The 18,873-nt window shown below is 73.0% G+C and carries 1 protein-coding gene; it reads left to right on the top strand.

Features of this window, described 5'->3' with window-relative positions; genetic code table 11:
- Positions 1 to 10: 10 nt before the first annotated feature.
- Positions 11 to 18,826, top strand: coding sequence for a WXG100-like domain-containing protein (locus ACRAKI_RS19980; RefSeq protein WP_447002022.1), 18,816 nt, complete (start codon positions 11 to 13; stop codon positions 18,824 to 18,826).
- The last annotated feature ends 47 nt before the right edge of the window (positions 18,827 to 18,873 follow it).

Here is an 18,873-nt window from a genome sequence, read left to right as displayed (position 1 = left end):
GAGTGCCCTGATGGCCCTGATGGTGCCCGACGAGGTGCGCACGCTGTTCCAGGTCCTCACCGGCGAGGAGTGGCCCGACGCCAACGAGGACCACCTGCGCGCGCTCGCCGATGCCTGGGACACGGCCGCGGGACGGCTCAGCGGGGAACTCGCCCCGCGGGTGCAGCACGCCGTCGTGACCATCAGGACCACTTTCCACGGTCAGGCCGAGCAGGCCTTCGCCGCCCGGATGGCGCCTTTCGTGGAGGGGCAGAACAACCACCTGGCCAACGCGGACCGCCAGTTCCGCATGATGGCCAAGTTCCTGCGCAAGCTCGCCCTGGACGTCGAGTACGTCAAGCTCGTCTCGATCATCACCCTGGTGACGCTCATCGCCGAGATCGCCTGGGCCACCTCGATGGCGTTCTGGACCGGCGGCGCGAGCATGGCCTGGCTGGCCGCGCGGGTGTCCATCGTGCGGTCCATGCTCAGGCACCTGCTCGGTCGCCTGTTCCTGCGCCTGATGCAGGCGGCGGCGTTCGGCGTCGCGTTCCAGCTCGTCATCGACGTGCTGGCGCAGGGCATCCAGTTCGGCACGGGCAGCCGCAAGGAGTGGGACACCGACAAGACCGGGAACTCCGCGGGCGTCGGCGCCCTGGGCGGCGCGATCTCGCCGTTCCTGTCCGGTGTGGGCAAGGGCCTGGCGAACGGGACCAGGGGCGGCCTCGACAACTGGCTCGGCAAGGTCGAGAAGGGCCGTGACTGGCACAAGGACCTGCCCGAGGCCATCGTCGACATCGGCGTGGAGGGTCTCCAGGAGACGCTGACCGAGGCCCTCTACAAGTACATCACCGAGGGCGAGTTCGAGCTGAACCCGTACTCGACGACGTCCGGCATGGTCTCCGGCGCCGGCAACGTGATCGGCAACGAGATCGGCCTCGGGCTCGGCGGCGGCAACGGCCCCGGTCCGAACACCACCCCGCCGCCGGTGGACGTCGTCCCGGAGAGCACCGGCAAGGAGAGCACCGGCGAGGAGACCGCGGGCAACGACACGCCGGCGGGCGACGGCGGTCCGCTGCCGGGGACGACGGACCTGATCGGCGGCCCGTCCACGGGTAGCAGTGGACCGGGTCCGGTGCCACCGCGCCCGGACGGCACGCACGGCGGCGACGGGCCGGACGACCCGCCCTCGAACGACGACCGCCGGGACGTCGACACCGAACCGGCCGGCGACGGCCAGGTCGGTGTGGACCAGGTCGCTGTGGACCAGGTCGGTGTGGACCTCGGCAACGACAACCCGTACTCGACAGACCACCGTGATCCCTCCGCGCCCCCGACGCCGGACAGGGTGGAGGGCAACGACGACGTCCCGCCCGCCGACTCCACGCCTCCGAGGGCCGGGGACACGCCGGTTCCCGTGCCGGTGCCTGTCGTGGGAACTCCCACCCCGCAGCCGCCTGGCCCCGACCCGACGTCCCTGGCCGGCGAGGGCGGACCACGAGGAGGGAACCAGCCTCCCGCACCGACCTCGCGTCCCGGCACGGACACGCCGGCCAACCGGCAGGGCGCGCCCGCCACCACGTCGCCCGCCACCACGTCGCCCGTCGACGACCCGGCCGCCCAGGTGCCGACGACCACAGCCCCGACCTCGGCCGAGGTGGGTGTCCCCGCGCCTTCGGCCACGCCGCCCGCTGGCGAGGTGGGCGTTCCCGTGCCTCCGGCAACGCCGCCCGCTGATGAGGCCGGTTCTCCGGTGCCTGCGGTCACGCCGTCGGCCGGTGAGGTGGGTGCTCCGGTGCCTACGGCCACACCGTCCACTGGCGAAGCGGGTGCTCCGCCACCTACGGCTACCCCGCCCGCGGAGGGCTCGGCACCCACACCTGCACCCGTTCCCGGACCGGGACCGCAGTCGGTTGAGCCAGCCGTCACCCAGCCCGCGTCGGATCAGGCGCTCCCCGCGCCCGCAGCGGAGGACGCGTCGGTCCCGGCATCACCGGACCAGCCGGTTCGCCAACAGCCCGAGCCGAGCACCGATCAGGGCGACGACCAGGTGTCGACCACCTCGAACTCCCGCGTCGACCAGAGCACGCCGGAACCCGGCGCTCCGGCTGTCGTCGCGACTCCCGGCACCACCGGAACTCAACAGCCCGCCCCGACGCCCACCACGCTTCCCGCTGCGACGGCGGTCGCGCCCCCGACGGCTGAGCAGGGCGGTTCGGCGCGCTCCGACGGCAAGCCCGCCTCCGTCCCCCGCACCGCCGACACCTCGCAGCCGTCGACTTCGCAGCCGTCGACCTCGCAGCCGTCGACCTCGTCCCGGAATCCCGGCGCCACCGCCCGACCCGCCGAAACCCCGCGAGTACCCCGCACGTCCCGCGGCACCACCGACCGGGCACCCCTGCCGACCACCAGTTCCCGAACCTCCGTTCCCGCGGTAACCCCAGCCACCCCCGTTTCGGCGATCCCCGTCCTCTCGGCTCCCGCCCCCGCGAGCGCCGGCCCCGAGCGCACTCCCGCTCCGCCGAGTCCGACCCCGTCGACGGCACAGCTCACGCCGCCCGTCCCGGCACTCGACCCCGAGCGCGGCCCACGTCCCCCCGACCAGCCGGAGCCCGCGCCGCACGTGCCCGTCGGGCGACAGCAGCGGGACATCCCGATGATCGTCGTCACCCCGCCCGTCGACGACGTGCTGCCGTCGCTCGCGCTGCCGTCCTACGTCCAGCAGAGCCAGGCGCTGGGCACGGTCGCCGCGGTCGACCTGCGCGGTGTGGAGCGGGTCACCGCGGCGGTGGCCGAACTGCTGTCCCGGCACGCGAGTGGCACGCCCAAGGGCGTGATGGAGATCGGCGCGGTGCTGGAAACCGACTTCGAGTCGTTCCTGGGTGAAGGCCGCCCGTTCCAGGTGCGGGTCGGCCCGCACTGGTTCGACGTCAAGGTCAAGGCCACCATGAAGCCGCCGGTCGACGTGGACGAGGCGTCGTCCACGCCCGCGGAGACGACCAAGGTCGACATGTGGCTGAACTCGGGTACGACGACGAGCACGACGAAGAACCTGAGCACCGGCAACGACATCGGCATCGGCGCCACGGCGTCGCAGGGCGTCGGCGCGTACGGCTCCCTGGGCGTCAAGGCGCCCCTCGCGACCCCCGTCACCACCACCACGACCTCGACGGCCGCGGTCGACCAGCGGATCATCCGCGCGGGGGAGAAGTCCACGATCGTCCAACTCCCCGTGCAGTACTCGGTGGCGCTGATCGACCACCGGGGCGTCCCGGTGGACGGCACGACCGTGAGGAGCGACGACGCCGGCGAGGTGGACGTGGTCGTGCAGTTCGCCGACGACCTGCTGAACCTGAACCGCGAGCACGGGCAGGGCAGGGCCACTCCCGACGACCCCGAGTGGGGCGTCAAGCTGGAGCACCCCGTGCCCGAGGCGGTCACCATGACCGGCGCGGACAAGCTGTTCGAGGACGTCTCGGCGCGACTCCACCCGTCGATCACCAAGCTCGGCGCGGAGGGCCGCTCGACGCTGCGCGACTTCCTCAGCCCGACGAGCATCCGCGGCAACCTCGGCCCCATGCTCAACGGCTGGGTGACCTCGCCGAACCTGCTCAGCCCACACGGCAGCCGCGCGAGCGCCGTGAAGATCAAGGCCACGCTGATCGACGCGGAACTGCTCGGCACGCACGACTCGGCGCAACTGCGCCTGCACGAGTCCACCGCGATGGGCAGCACCGTCACCACCTCCACCAGCAGCGGCGTCGACGTCAACGCGGCGGTGGGCGGCGGTGTCGGCGCACCAGCCGCCACGGTCGGGTCCGCGGGCCTCGTGGGCGGCATCTCGGCGCGGACGGCCGAGTCGTCGACGTCGGGCACCGCCACGACCAACCGCACGGGCATCCAGATCAAGGGTGCCACCGGCCTGTACCGGGTCAACGCCGACGTCGAGATCCGCACGCCCCACGGGCCCGACCTGAAGGTCCCCGCGACCACGTACCTGAGGATCGGTCTGCCCGAGGCCGCCGCGCAGGGCCTGCCGGTGCCGGAGGGCACGCCGAAGGGGATCGCGAAGCCGACCGCCGAGCCGCGCTTCGAGCCGCCGTACCTGGCGAGCGGCCTGGCCGTCGGCAACGCCAAGGTCGGCGAGTTCACGCCCGTCAACCACGTCCAGGCCCAGGTGGAGTCCCTGCTGGCCGGCTTGGACGGGTTCGAGGACTTCCTGCCGCAGTGGAACGGGACCGACGGCGTCCGCGGCTCCACCGGCTGGAACGGCCACGACTTCGCCGTGCAGATGTCCAACCAGCGCCTGCTGGACACGGAGCTGTCGCCGACCGCGCTGCGGTCCCAGATGGACAGCCTGCTCGGCGCGGGTGTGCAGGTCCGGCTCAAGCGCAGGGGCCACTTCACCAACGACTACGTCAACATCACGGTCAAGGCGAAGCTCGGACCGGGCAGCCACCTGGGGCAGGCGGACGCGCGCAACGTGCGCGGCTCGTCCTCGGCGGGCCCACGGCTCGACAGCTCCACCGCCACGACGAAGGGCTGGAGCGCCGGCGTCGAGGCGCGGGCGGGCGCGACCAAGCCCGCCGGGGCCTCGGTGTTCTCGCCGATCGCCGGCGGCGGGGTGAAGTACTCCTCCAGCACCTCGGTCAAGACCGCCGCCGGGCCGACGGTGAACAGCACGTGGCTCAACACCGGCAGCCCCGACGCCCAGGTGTTCGAGCACCACGTGGAGTTCCAGGTCGACGTCACGGTGTTCAGCCGCACCAGGACCCAGGGCCGGTTGGTCACGCCCGCGACACCGGTCACCGAGGTGCCGCCCAGCCGCACGGTGGCCCGCACGGTGGACCTGTCGGGAAACCTCGACCCGGCCGACCCGGACACCCCGAGGATCCTGCCGCTGATCCGGGGCAGGATCCACTTGTGGTTGTCCGACGGGTCGACGCTGAAGGTCGCGCCCCCGGCGCTCGACCCCGACGACCACCGGACCACCCCGCTGCCGAAGGACACGCGGATCAGCGACCTGCTCAACCCCGCCGCCCCCAGGCCGCCCCAGCCGGAGTGGCTGCACGTCGAGGCGGTCGTGCACAGCCGGGAGCTGCGCGACGAGGCCATCGCGCTCCTCGACCAGGTCTCCGGCGGCGACCGGGCGCTGACCCTGCCGGGCACCGAGTCCCGCAACCGGATCGACCGGCTGTTCAGCCCCGAGGGCCTGAAGGCGAACCTCCGCCGGCTGGTCGAGACCGGCGTCGAGCAGAACGCCCTGAAGTACAGCCGCCGGATGACCGACCGGAGCGGCGCGATCGGCGTGACCGCCAGGCTCGGCAACCCGGCCGTGGTGTCGATCTCCGACAACACCGGCACGGAGCACGCCGACACCGGCGGGTTCAAGGCGGGTGGGTCGACCACGAGGACCAAGTCGGTCGAGCTGTCCGGCAACGTCGGCATGTCGGCCAAGCCGGGGGCCACGACGGCGAGGTCCAACGGCAGCCTCACCGCCGCCGCCCGCTGGGTGCCCTGGCTCAGGAGCACCTCCGAGGTGGCGGAGGTCGGCGGTGGCGTCGACCGCAACCTGGTGACGCCGCCCAGCGACCGCACGGTGCTGGTGCGGATGGACGTGACGTACGACATCGTGGCCGAGAGCCGCAGCGGCAACGTCGCCTACCGGGGAACGCCCTACGCGCTGGGCCGGTCGCTCACCCAGCCGGGTGCGGTGTACCTGCGGCTGAGCGAGGACGCCGCCCGCGGCCTGAACCTGCTGCGCGACGTCCCGCCGCAGCAGCCGCGGTCCTTCGGCCGGCTCTCCGGACCCAAGCGGCTCGACCCGCGCGGCGGTCCGAGCGCGTTGGGGCTGAGCCTCGTCCACGAGGTGCCGGACCTGTCGTCAGTGGTGTCCGACCTGGCCGAGCAGCTCGGCGAGAACACCAAGAGCCTCCTCAAGGACAAGCTCCTCCCCGACTCGGTCCTCGACGACTCGATGGACAACCTCCGCCGCCTGGTCGACTTCACGTCGTCCACCAGCGTGAAGTCCCTGATCGACAGCGCGCTGGACGGCGGTGTGCCGCTGCTGCTGCACCAGCCCGGCGCGGTGATGGGCAAGGACACCTACCAGGTGACGCTCAAGGCGTACGCCGGGCCGCCGAAGTTCGACCGGGTCGTCAACGACGGCCGGGACATCGAGCACACGATCCTCGGCGCGAAGCGGACGGCCACCGGCAAGGGCAGGGGCACGGCGTGGGGCGCGGGCCTGCGCACCGGCGGTGCGGGAGTCGCGAACCCGTCGGGCCCGACGTCGGAGCCCGTGACGGGTTCGGCGGGCGCGGGCGCCGGCGCGACGATGGGGCGCGCGCGGGGCAGCACCATCACCAAGTCCGCCACCGGGCAGGCGAACAACCTGCGCGCGGGCGGCAGCCCCGCCGCCAGGTTCGACGTCCCGATCCGCTTCGAGCTGGTGGTGGAACGCGGGGACCAGGTCCTCGGCCGGGCCCGCGGCAACCCGGAGAACCTGGGCGTGCGGATCCACGCGGACAGCGTGCGGGTGAACCCGGAGCCCCGGCCCGGCTACGGCTCGACGGTCGAGAACAAGCCCGCGACCGCCGGGCGGCCCGACGAGGTCAAGGCGTGGCAGCAGTCGGGCGACCCCGTCACCCCGCCGTCCACCGCGTCCGTCGAAGCCCTGGTCGGCGCGGCAGACGTGCGCCGTGCGGCGATCGAGGCGCTGCGCAGGGCCGGCGCGGGCGCGGGCATCACCGGCAAGGGCACCGGCTCGCTCAACGCACTGCTGTCCGCGCTCAGCTCCGAGAACCTCCAGCCGAACCTGCCCGACATGACCGCGGCGGCGCTGGACGTGCCCGGCCTGCACGAGGCGAGCGTCCTCCCGTCGCAGCACGCGAAGCTGAAGGTGCACGCGAAGTTCGCCAACCCGAGGCTGGACTCGCTCAGCGACACCGTGAACCTGGAGGCGCCGAAGAGCACCGTCCTCGCCACCACCCACGACGTGCAGCACGCGGAGACCGCCGACTTCTCGGTCGCCGTCGTGTCGGGTGGCATGCGCAAGCAGGAGAACCACGCCGACGGCAGCCCGGACCCGGTGCGCACCCCCACCTTCTCGACCACCGGCATCGAGGCCAGACACATCGGGCAGGACGCCGAGTCGCAGTCGTCCGGCCCCACCGCCAACGTGCTGCGCAACCTCAAGCCGCAGGGCCGCACCGGCCTGGTCGAGGTCGACGTCGAGTACCGCTTCGTCGCCGACCTCGGTGGTAGGACCAGCGTCAACGACCTGGTCGTCAAGGGCTCCGCCGACCTGAGGATGCCGCTGTCGGACCTGGAGAACGTGCTCGGGCGGAAGATCGGGGGCGAGCTGTCGGCCGCGCAGGACGCCGTGCGCGACACGGCGAAGTCGTGGCGGTCGGCCGAGGTGGCGGTGGACAACGCCCGGCACGCCTTGCAGGACCTCGCGCAGGAGCTCGCGGCGGACGTCGCCAAGGCGGAGGCCGACGTGACGGCCGGCCGGTCCAACGTGGACGCGGCGACGCGGGCCGTCCGCACCGGCACCGATGCGGTCCAGAGGCTGGAGTCCGCTGCCGACGAGGCGGACAACCAGGTCGAAAGAACCTCAACGGCGGTCGAGAACCTCACGTCGGACCTGCGGAAGGCGCGCGAGATCGCCACGCGTGCCGACGAGACCCTGCGCGAGCGCGCCGAGGACGTGCCGACGCGGGCGAGGGCCGTCGACACCGCCGTTGCCGACGTCGAAGCGGCTGAAGCGCGCCTGCGCGCCAGCGAGGAGGCGCCCGGCAAGGCCGACGACGACGGGCGTGCCGCCGCGGAGGCGGCCACGGACGTCAGGCGGCGTGCGCTCGAAGTCCTGCGCGAAGACCTGAAGACGGCCGGTGAAGCGCATTCGACCGCGTTGCGCGAGGAGACCGAGGCCCGCAAGGCGGCGAAGGACGCGAACCGGGCGGTCGCGGACGCCGAGAACGCGCTCAAGGAGGCCGTGGACGAGCACACGAAGGCCCGCGAGGCCGCCGGTGCCGCGCGCGACGGCCTGAAGAAGGGTCTGGGTGCCCTGCGAGGCGCGGAGCGCGTCCACGACCACGCCGGGCGTCAGCACCGGTCGGCCCTCGACACCAGGCAGTCCCTGCGCGACCGGATCACCGCCGCCGAACAGGACCTCGCCACCGCCCGTGCCGCGGCGGACGAGCAGCAGTCCAGGTGGTGGGAGGCCAAGGCCGAGGTCGAGCGGCGCATCGCCGAGTTCAACGCCGGGTCCGACGCCGGGTCCGACGCCGACCAGACCGCACCGGCCACACCCGACACCGCGCCCGCACACTCCTCCGAGCCCCGCCAGGACGATCAGGCCACCGACCCGTCCACCACCCGCCCTGCCGCCCCGGACCCTGCCGCCCCGGACCCGGCTGCCGCCGACCCGGCTCAGAACGACTCGGCGGAGAGCGGTGCCTGGACCCAGGAACGTCTGCGCGACGAGGCTTGGCAGGCCCGGACCGTGATGGCGCTGCTGGACGACCGCTCGCGGGAGGACCACCGGCGGCGCGCCCGGAACATCATCCTGTTCACGCACGACTTCACCGGTCGGTCCGACGAGCCGCAGGCCCTGGTGGAGGACGTGCTGGCCGTGCTCGCGTTCGACCTGATGGACGCCGACCAGGACGGCGACAACACCCGCACGACGCAGCTCTCCCGTGACATCGCGGCAGGCATCGGCACGACCCGGACGACGCCAGTGCTGCGCGGGGGCAGCGGCTTCGACCCCGCCGGGAATCCCGACAACGCCCGCCGGAACCCGGAACAATTGCCCACCGGAGACCGCGACGGCCAGGGGCCGGCCCGGAACACGCCCGACCGGACGTCCCCCGCAGCCGACGCGGACCAACCGCAGCCACGCCCGCACCGTCGTCCGGGAGCCGGCAGGCCGCAGGCCGTCCAGATCGACACGCTCACCGACCTGAGGGCACTCGCCGGCCACGACGCGTCGGCCGACGCCGACACGATCGCCGCCTACGCCGAACTCCTGGGCCTCGCGGACTCGCCGCGCTCCGAGCACCCGGCGGACACCGTCCGCAGCGACCTCGACATCGCGATCGCGGGGAACGCCGACTACGTCGTCACGGTCGACCCGGAGACGGGGGTCGCGCGGACCGCCGACATGGAGAACGAGTCGCTGCGCGCGCACAGCGAGTCCGACTCGCGCTCCGTGTCCAGCGCGGGCGTCGACTCCGTCCCCGGCGTCGACGCCGCGCGCCCGGTCGTCGTGGACGGCAACCTGTCGTCCTCCAACGCGCCGATCGTGACGCTGGACTACACCGTGGTGACCGACGGAGTGGTGCCGCCGTTCACGCGGCACGCGGAGGCCACCACGCTCACCACCCGCACCGGCTTCCCCGCCGTGCTGCCGGTGGTGGAGCGGACACCGGTGGACAAGCCGGTGATGGTGTTCTCGTCGGACGGCACGCTCGCCGTGCCGCAGCGGACCGAGGAGGGGCACTTCAAGGAGTTCTACGCCACCGAGGACCGCGTCACCGAGGGCAACGCGCGGCTCGGCGAGGTCGGCAGCACCCTCCGGCTGGAACCCGTGCCGGGCAACAGGATCCGCTTCGACGGCAACGGCGTGGGCACCGAGCTGGTCATGGTCCGCCCGACGTTCCGCTCCCAGCCGCCCGGGGTGTGCAGCGAGTTCTCGCAGAAGATCATCGGCGGCGTGCAGAGCCAGGCCGTCCTGCGCCCGGCGGACGTGCACGCCCCGGCCGTGCTGGCCAGGATCGGCGAGGGCGGGCCGCACGTGTTCCGCGGCACGCACGAGCTGGCCGAGGTCCTGGCGAACGCGGCCGAGAACCCGCCGCCGGACGGTCTCCGCCCGGAGACGGCCGTCGACGCGATGGCGCGGCAGAACGGCGGCAGGACCAGGGAGGTGATGCCCGGTCGGGTCTACGGCACCGCGCTGAGGCCCGGCACGGAGGCCCGCGCACGGCTCGACGAGGCCGCGCGGCGACTGGGCGTCAACCAGCACGCCTGGGCCAACCCCGGCGAGGCGTACATCGCCCAGTCCATCGCCGCGGCGAAGCCGAGCACCCGGGTCGAGCCGACGCCCGACTACAGCCTGAACTTCGCCCGGCCCGTACCCGGTTCGGACGCGGGCGAGGCGTTGACGCGGGTGTGGGGCTACCACTTCGGCTCGGTCGTGATGGACAGCGCGGACGGCAAGTCGCAGCTCACCCTGGAGGTCGTCCGCCAAGGCGCCGCGCGCAAGTACGTCCTCGACCGGGCGATCGGCGACAACCTCAGGCGGCACGGGAACGAGCTGCGGAAGATCCAGGACGAACTCCGCGCCGACCCGGACGCGAGCGACGCGCGGAAGAACCTCGTGCAGGCGCTCATCGACCTCCGCGAGGCCCGCGCGACGCTGTTCGACCCGAGGATCGACGACCCCGGCACGCGGCAGGCGGCAGAGACCGCGCGCCAGCGGAGCGAGTACATCGCCCGGCAGAGCATCACCGCGCTCGCCGGGCCGGAAAGCCTGCCACCGCTCGGGCAGATGTGGTTCATCAACCACTACAGCAAGGCGCCGGGGGAGACGTTCTTCGACAAGTGGGGCCACGTCGACACGCCGCAGTTCACGATGCAGCTCGCGAACCCGCTGGTGGCGGTGACCGTGTCGCACAACGCCACGTCCTCCGACGTCGTCTCGATGCCCGACGCGCGCGACCTGGACGTGACCGCGGTCGCCGACGGTCAGGCGGTCCCACCCGGCGAGGGCAAGCTGAGGACCCTCGCCCGCGACGCGGTCAACGCGGCGCTGTGGCGTCACCGCAACGGTCTGCCGCTGCCGGAAGTCCACCTGCACGGCCACAGCAAGTCTCTTTCGCACCCCGCTGCCAACAGCCGGCACCGCGCGGACGTCGCCGCGGCGTTCGTCCGGCGCGAGATCGACCTGATGCTGGCCGACCGGCAGCGCGACCTGCCGCCGGGCCGGTCCCCGCTGACCGGGGACCGTATCCGGGTGGTGGCGGAATCCCACGGCCGCGGCCTGGCACCCGGCGTCGACCGCGAGCAGGGCCGTCGCGGCGTGGTCGGTGAGATGGTGCTCCCGACGCCCGGCACGACCTCCGCACCGCCGAGCACGGCTCCCGCGTCGAGCACGGTGTCCGCACCGCAGGCCCCCTCAACGGAGGGGGGCGCGGACACACCGGTTCCCCCTGTCGACGCGCCGGACACGCCACGCCCCCCGGCCCGCACCCGTGACGACGCCGCACCGGGCCCCGACCCGGAGTGGTCGTTCGACGGGCCCGCAGGCACCCACCTGAGCCAGGAGCAGAACGCCCGGATCGACCTGTTGGCGGCGGAGGTCGCCGAGACCAACGCGATGCGCGACCGCAACGGCTACGAGCCCGCCGCGGTCGAGGTGTCCGGCGCGAACGCCCGGACCGTCGCGGCCGCCCTCGACGCCAGGGGCGTCCACGCGGAGATCCGCCCGGACGGCCGCGGCACGGGCACCGACGTGCACGTGCGGTGGGACCTCCGGCGGCCCGCGGACTGGACGCCGCCGCCCGCGCACGTCGGCGACCGGATCGTGAACGAGGTGATCACTTCCGCCGAACCGCAGGGCTCTCACCCCGTCCTGGACGAGCCGAGCTGGCGGCACAGCACGGCGGCGGGTGCTCCGTCGTGGTTCGACGCCCTGCCCGACGCCGTCGACTCGACGGCGATCGAGGCTGCCCGCGACGTGCCGATCACGAGCACCGTGCGCGGCGAGAACGGCGGTCTGCTGAAGACCTCGACCATCACCGCCGGTCAGGTGGACCTGAAGGCGTGGCGCGGTCTGATCGCCTACGACCTGCGCGACTTGGACGTCGGCGGGGCGTGGGTCCGCGACTTCACCGTCAAGCTGCACCTGAACCCGGACGGCAGCGTCACCGACCGGCAGGTGGCCGACCTGCGCACCCGCACCCGGCAAGGCGTCGAGTCCCTGTTCAACCGGGGCAACCGACTGCCTCGTGGCGGGCAGTTCCACGTCACGGTGGAATTCGTCACCGACCCCGCCGACGCGCACGCGCAGATCGACGTCACCCCGTCCGGTCGCCCCAACCAGTTCACCTGGCCCACCGACAGCTCACCCGGCGCCCTGGGGCACGAGATCGGCCACTTCCTCGGTCTGCACGACGAGTACTTCGAGGTCGACGGCAGCGTCCCGGTCTTCCAGCACCAGGACGGCCAGGGCCGGGTCGTGGACGACAGCGGCCCGATGACGCACCGCCTGGACGAGCCGGACGCCTCCGTCAAACCGCGCCACCTGTGGCTGCTCGAGAACCACATGCGCGCGCTGGAGTCGTCCACGATCCAGCCCCCGTCCGCGCCGATCACACCCGGCGCCGTCCCGCCGAGCGCACCGGCCGGCACCGCTCGCGGCGACGCGCCGCGGCTCGACCCGGTGAAGACCGTCTCACCCACGTTCGTGGAGGACCTGTTCGACGCGCTCGACGACACCGTGGAGACCGCACCCCGTCCGGCGCACTTGCGGGAGACGCGGTGGGACTCGCCCCGCCCCGCCGACCCCGGCCCGCTGACGCCCGAACGCCTGCGCGACGAGTTCGGCATGCCCGAGATCAACCAGCGGCGGCTCCAGAAGCTGGCCGACCGGTTCAACGTGACCTACGACGTGCGGCCGACCAACCCCGACTCGGTCAAGTGGCTGGAGCAGGGCGCCGCGCCCAAGCCGAAGGACATCAAGGCCAAGACGATCAGCGAGCTGGACACCTACCTGGGCGCGTCCCGCGAGCACGTCGGCCTCGTGGGGTACTTCGAGCCGACGCTGCCCGACGACGTGGCCGAACTGGACCCGGGCCTGCGCGACCGGCTGGTGCAGCGCCACCGGAACCGCAGTCGAGAGTTCCGGGAACTGGCCGAGGAGTTCCGGCAGTTCGCCGCCGAGGGGCGCTACCGGGTGGACCCCACGTCCGGCACCGTGGAGATGAGCACCCCGGACGGGTACAAGCCGATCACCGGTGACCACGACGTGTTCCACATCCGCCGGCCCGATGACGGCACACCCCTCGACCTCGCCGACTACGAACTGGACGTGTGGCGGCTGACCAGGCGCAACACCGGTGTGCAGCACGGCGCGCACATGTACTGGGAACCGCAGGGCGACTTCCAGCACAAGATCTACCAGGACATCGTCGACCGCCACCGCCAGGACGCGCCCGACGCCGAACCCCTGATCCGCTTCAGCCCCGGTGAAGCGCCGACCCTGGTGTTCGCCGACCCGCCTCCCCCGGCCACCGACGTGCCCCCGGCCACCGAGGCTCCCACGACGCCGTCGCCGCACGGCCCCGACCCGGCTCCGGCCGATCCGGCCGGGAACCGCCCCTGGACCCCGGACCGGCTGAGCGACGAGGCCCGGCTGGCCCGGACGATGATGGGCCTGCTCGGCGGCCACCTGGAGGGGCACCACCGGGGGCGGGCCAGGAACATCGCCCTGTTCACGCACGACTTCACCGGCCGGCCCGACCTGCCGCGATCCGTCGTCGAGGACGTGCTGACCGTTCTCTCCTTCGACCTGATGGACGGTGACACGGCTCGCACGACGCAGCTCTCCCGCGACATCGCGGCGGGCATCGGCACCACGCGCACGGCACCCGTGCTGCGCGGTGGTGGCGAGGTCGGGCCCGAGGAACTCCGGCGAGGTCGGCGACGCCGGGCCGTCGACGCGGAATCCGAGGACGGCGCGCCGCAGGACCGGCAGGGGCCGCCGCACGAGCCCGCCCCGATCGGACGCGTCGAGCCCGTCGACGCGTGGCAGAACTGGGACTCCGACACCGACACCGACTCGGGATCCGAGGCGGAACCGGATCCGGACGGACGGCCCGTCCCGGAGCACGAGCCGCTGGTCGACTTCGTGGAACGCATGCGGCCCTTGATGGACCACATCCAGGGAGCGCCGGACAAGCAGCGGCGGAACATCGACGTCTTCGTGGTCGCGGACATCGGCTCCTTGAACCGGATGGACAACCTGCGCGGCGACGTCGGCCACGCGTGGATCACGGTCAAGCTGCCGAAGAGGGGACCCGAGGTGTCCTTCGGGTTCGGGCCGTCCACCAACGTCCGGCAGGGCGCGCTGACCCCGTTCGTGCGGGTGGAGGGCCAGATCCGCGACGAGATCCCGATGGGGAACCTGCCGCGCGGGACGAAGGTGGTCGGGCCGTACAAGACCAACGCGGAGAACCTGGTCAAGGGCTACCTGTACGCCCTGGCGGCGATGGAGCGCAAGTACAACCTGCTCCAGTACAACTGCGTCAGCTTCGCCAGGGACTTCCTCAAGGAGGTCTCCGGGATCAAGACCACCCTGCACGTCAAGCTGCCACGACGGTTGATCGACAAGCTCCCGCCCGTGCCGGCGGGTTCGTCCACCCGCTCCTCGAGCCCGTCGGACGGCGATGTGCCCACGGCCGACGAGTCGCGGTCCGCACCCGAGGACTCCGAGCCCTCGGACAGCGACAGCGACACAGCACCGTCCGAGGGCACGAACGCGGGGCGGGAGCTGTCACGGCGCGGCAGCGACAGCGAGCCGGGACCGAGGCGCTTGGTGGTGGCGAACAGGGCTTCGGACAGCGAGTCCGACAGCTCGCCGGAGTCGGAACCGCAGTCGGAAGCGGAATCGGAGTCGTCCGAGGAGGTGGGATGGCGCGGACGTGGCGGGTTGGCGGTTCGCAACGCCGATGCGGACGGGGTGGACAGCTCGTCGGAGTCCGAGCCCGGGAACGGCCGCATCCCTTCCGCCTACAGCAGTGACAGCGAATCGTCCGACGACTTCCCGTGGCGTGGTCGCGGTGAGCTGACGGTCCGCAACACCGACGCGGAATCGGACGACGGCCTCTTCGCACCGGATCACGCCGACGACGGCTCCGGCAACCAGTACCCGGAAGACGTCGCTCCGATCATGAGCGAGCTGGACGAGCTCCAGCGCACTCTCGAAGGCGGCACGGCCCCTGTGTTCGACGACCTCGGCGCGAGCCGCGTCGAGATCGACGGTTGGACCGCCGACACCGTGCGCGCCCGGGCCGAGCAGGCGTGGTCGTCGCTCCGCGAGCTCAGCGACACCGACCGCGCCATCCTCGACGAGCGCGCTACGAACGTCATCGCTCAGACGCACGACGTGCCGATGTTGTCCCGCGACGGCAGCACTCCACGGTGGAACGACGTGCTGGCGCTCGTGTCTTGGGAGTACCTGCGCGGTGGCCACGAGACCGCCGTCGACTTCTCGCAGGCGCTGGCCGGGCACTTCGACACGTTGCCGAGCGGCGGGAACCCGGGCAGCGCCGGCCGGGACGACGCCGATGTGTCCGACGCGGAGTCGGACCGCTCGGAGTCGGGCTCGGACGCGTCATCGGTGGCGGGGCTGCCGAACCGGATCGACTCCGCCGTGGTCCCCTTCACCCGGCACGCCGAGCTGACGACCGGTGCGCACGAGGTCATCCAGGACATCGGTGACAGCCTGCACCGCGAGCTGGCGGACCAGCACGCGACCGGCAGCCCGTACACCGGGGTCAGGATCACCGGGTACGGCAACTCGCGGACGCACGCCAGGCGGACCAGCCAGGCCCGTGCCGAGGCGGTGCGCGACGCCCTCGTGAACGTGCTGCGGGAGCAGAACGGCAGGCAGGCGGGCGTCCGTCCCGACCTGGAGCGGCTGAAGACCGAGGTGGTCGCCGCCGGGCGGGACCCGCAGCCGCGCAGCGCCGGCCCCACGCTCGATGACCGGCGGCGGTCGGCCATCGTGGACCTCGTCCGCCCGGAACTCCCCGCGCGGTCCGACGGACCATCCGCCGTGACCCGGTCGGACGGCGGCACCGACCTCCCGCGGGCGGCGCGGGACTTCGCGGACCGGTACGGGACAGCGCTCGGTGGCCTGGACACGCTCGCCCTGGGGTCTGACGTGCTGTCCGACCGGCTCGCCGACCTGGTGTCGATGGCCGACGGCGGCAGGCTGGAGGACCACACGTCCAGGGTGCTCGGGTCGGACGACGTGTCGAAGGCGCTCGCGCAGCTCGACCGCGACCTGCGCGCGGTGCCCGACCCGGTCGTCCGCGAACAGGTGCGGACGATGGTGAACGACGCGGTGCTGGCGGCGTCCCTGGTGCCCTCCCGGGAACGGGCGGTCCCGGACAACTCCCGCCTGCGGCTGGGTGACGTGCGGGAGCGCGTGGTCGTGCAGCCGATCACGGTCGACCGGCTGCGGCAGGTGCTGGTGGACATCTCGGTGAACCTCGACCGGGGCGTCGACCCGTTCCACGCCGACGGCTCCACCGTGGAGGGCATCAGGTTCGACCCCGCCGAGTCGACGCCGCAGCGCTTCGCGCGCCTCGGCCTGGTGGACCTGAACGCCGAGGGACGTGCCGCCGTCCAGGACGACGCGCTGTTCCAGCTGCTGCTGGACAACCCGGCCGCGCTGGTCGACTCCCTGTTCGGGGCCACCGGTCACGACGAGCAGCACTTCATGAACACGTGCGCGGCGGCTGCGGTGAACACCGTCCTGCGCGGCAAGGTTCCCACCACCGCCGGGCTGCTCGTGGTGGGCAGGGGCGTCGTCGAGCGCGTCCTGGAGGAGCTGCACTCGGCTCCGCCGGACGAGCTCGCGGCCCGCGACCGGACTTTCGGCCGCACGGTCGGGGACATGGTGCGGACGCGGATCGACGACGCGAACCGGCAGTTCGACTCGATCGAGTCGAGGGCGCGGGAGCTGGCGACCGCGAACCACAGCGATCCGTCGGCCCGCCGCGAGTGGGCGAACCTCACCAAGCAGTGGGGGCGCACCATGCAGAAGCTCGCCGCCGTGCTGGACCTGAAGAACGGCCAACCGCCGGTGCTGACCAGGAAGGTCATCCCCGGCGCGTGGGAGCTGAGCATCCCCCTGCTGCTGCCCGTGGGCCTCGACCGGCCGTCCCGCCGCGCGACGGGCATGCCGGACACGGCGGTGCTGAACGCCTCGTTCCGGTACCTCGCACCGGACCCGCGCGCCGAGTCGACCGAGCAGCGGTGGAACGATCCGCGCGTGCCGATCTCGCGGCGCCTCCTCGACCGCGACGCGGTCGACCGGTTCTGGGAGGACGTCCAGGCGGGCGCGGGCATCCTGCTCGCCGAACCGGGGCACGCGATGGCCCTGCTCGCGACCGAGGTCGACGGCGAACATCTGTTCGTGCTGAGCGATCCGGTGAAGTCGCAGTTCGACTACCTGTCCGCGGACCAGTTCGTCGAGTGGGGTCGGACGAGGGGCTTCCAGACCGGGCGCAGCGTCTTCGACAACCCGCCGGTCGTCGTGCCATCGGCACCGCGGCCGGCCGATGGCACCGTGCCGGACTTCACCACGCCCGATGTCACCGAACCTGATGCCGAAGTCGTCGGCACCGAAGTGCCGGACATCGCGGTTCCCGAGACGGGGATCTCCGACACCCGAGCGGATGCCGCGCCGTCGCCGGCCACCGAGCGCACCTACATGCCTTACCGGCCGACGCCGGGGACCGGCACCCAGCCGCCGGCGTTCACCTACCGGCCATACCGGCCCGGCGGGGACTCGTCCGCGTCCGGCCGGGAGACCGCGCCGACCTACCGGCCGTACCGACCGGGCGTCGCGACGCCCTACTCGCCGGACGCCATCGCTGGTCACCGGCACGTTCCGACGCCGGAGCGGGCCCCGACGCCGGAGCCGGCCCAGGTGGACGTCCCCGCTCCGGCAGCCGGGAACGAGAGGCGTGCCAAGCGCCGCCGCGACGAGTTCGAGGCCGAGTCCGGGCCCGTCACCCGCAGGGAGCCGCGCCGCGCGCACCCGCTGCCCCAGCGGTTGGTCCCGCCCTCGCCGCGGGAGACCGAGGCCCTGCTGGAAGCAGTCCCGCCCGGCACGCGCTTCACCGACCCGTCACGGTGGTTGAGCCTGGTCAACGGTGACCGTTCGGCCTTGGGCCGTGAGGTCAACTGCCTGGACGCCGCGCTGGCCTTCGACTCGACCTACCGGGGCAACCCCAGGGTGGCGGGCGCGGGCCCGACCGACGAGCTGGTGCCCGGCTCCGTCCGGGCCGCGTACGAGGAGACCCCGTACGCGCCGGAGTGGATCGGGCGCGGGCCGGAGGCGTTGCGGGAGGTGATCGACCGCGTGACGCGGGCCGGGCACGGCTCCGACGCCGTGGTCATCGGCTTCCCGCGCGGCTCCGTCGGCCACGTGTGGAACGTGGTCAACCACCACGGCGCGGTGTCGCTGGTCGACGCCCAGGCGGGCACCTCCCGACCCGCCACCGAGGACGCCATCGAGGGCCTGGACCGGGTGTACGCGATCCCGGTGGACGCGGACGGCGGGTTCATCGTCCACGCGCCGCTCACCGCGCCGCCGGTCGAGGAAGGGGTCGGTCCGGAGGTGGTCGCGGAGTACGAGCGGGTCGCGTCCTCGCCCGATCCGGACTGGTCGTCCTACCTGTCCTTCGTGGACGGTCACATCCACGCGTTGCGCGCCGACGTCGAACGCCTCGGGCCCGAGGGCGCGGCGACCGAGCGCGAGCGGCTGGCGCACCTGGTCCTGCACCACCGGGACGTGGACGTCCACCGCATGCGCCTGGACGTGGCGGCGGGACGGGAAGTCGTGCTGCACGACCTGTCGGCCCGGCTCGTGCCCGGCCTCGGCGGTCTGCGGCTCGTCGGCGCGGTCGTCACCGCCGAACTGGCGGCCGACCTGGCTGCCGTCCTCGGTCGGGACCTCGTCGCGCTGGTGGTCGGTTCGGACGGCGAGGAGCCGCGTGAGCTGAAGTTCCCGCCGAGAGGACGGCCGTTGCCCGTGGCCGGGTGAACTCCCCGTCCCACCCGGCGCGTGTCACTGGTGAGAGCCCGGGAAGG

The organism is Saccharothrix isguenensis, from assembly GCF_052936305.1.
The sequence above is the reverse complement of the archived record's forward strand: the minus strand, read 5'-3'. Positions and strand labels throughout refer to the sequence as shown.

What these genes read in the sequence shown, in the direction of transcription:
- ACRAKI_RS19980 (WP_447002022.1), top strand. Translation starts at nt 11, where the DNA reads ATGGCCCTGATGGTGCCCGACGAGGTGCGCACGCTGTTCCAGGTCCTC.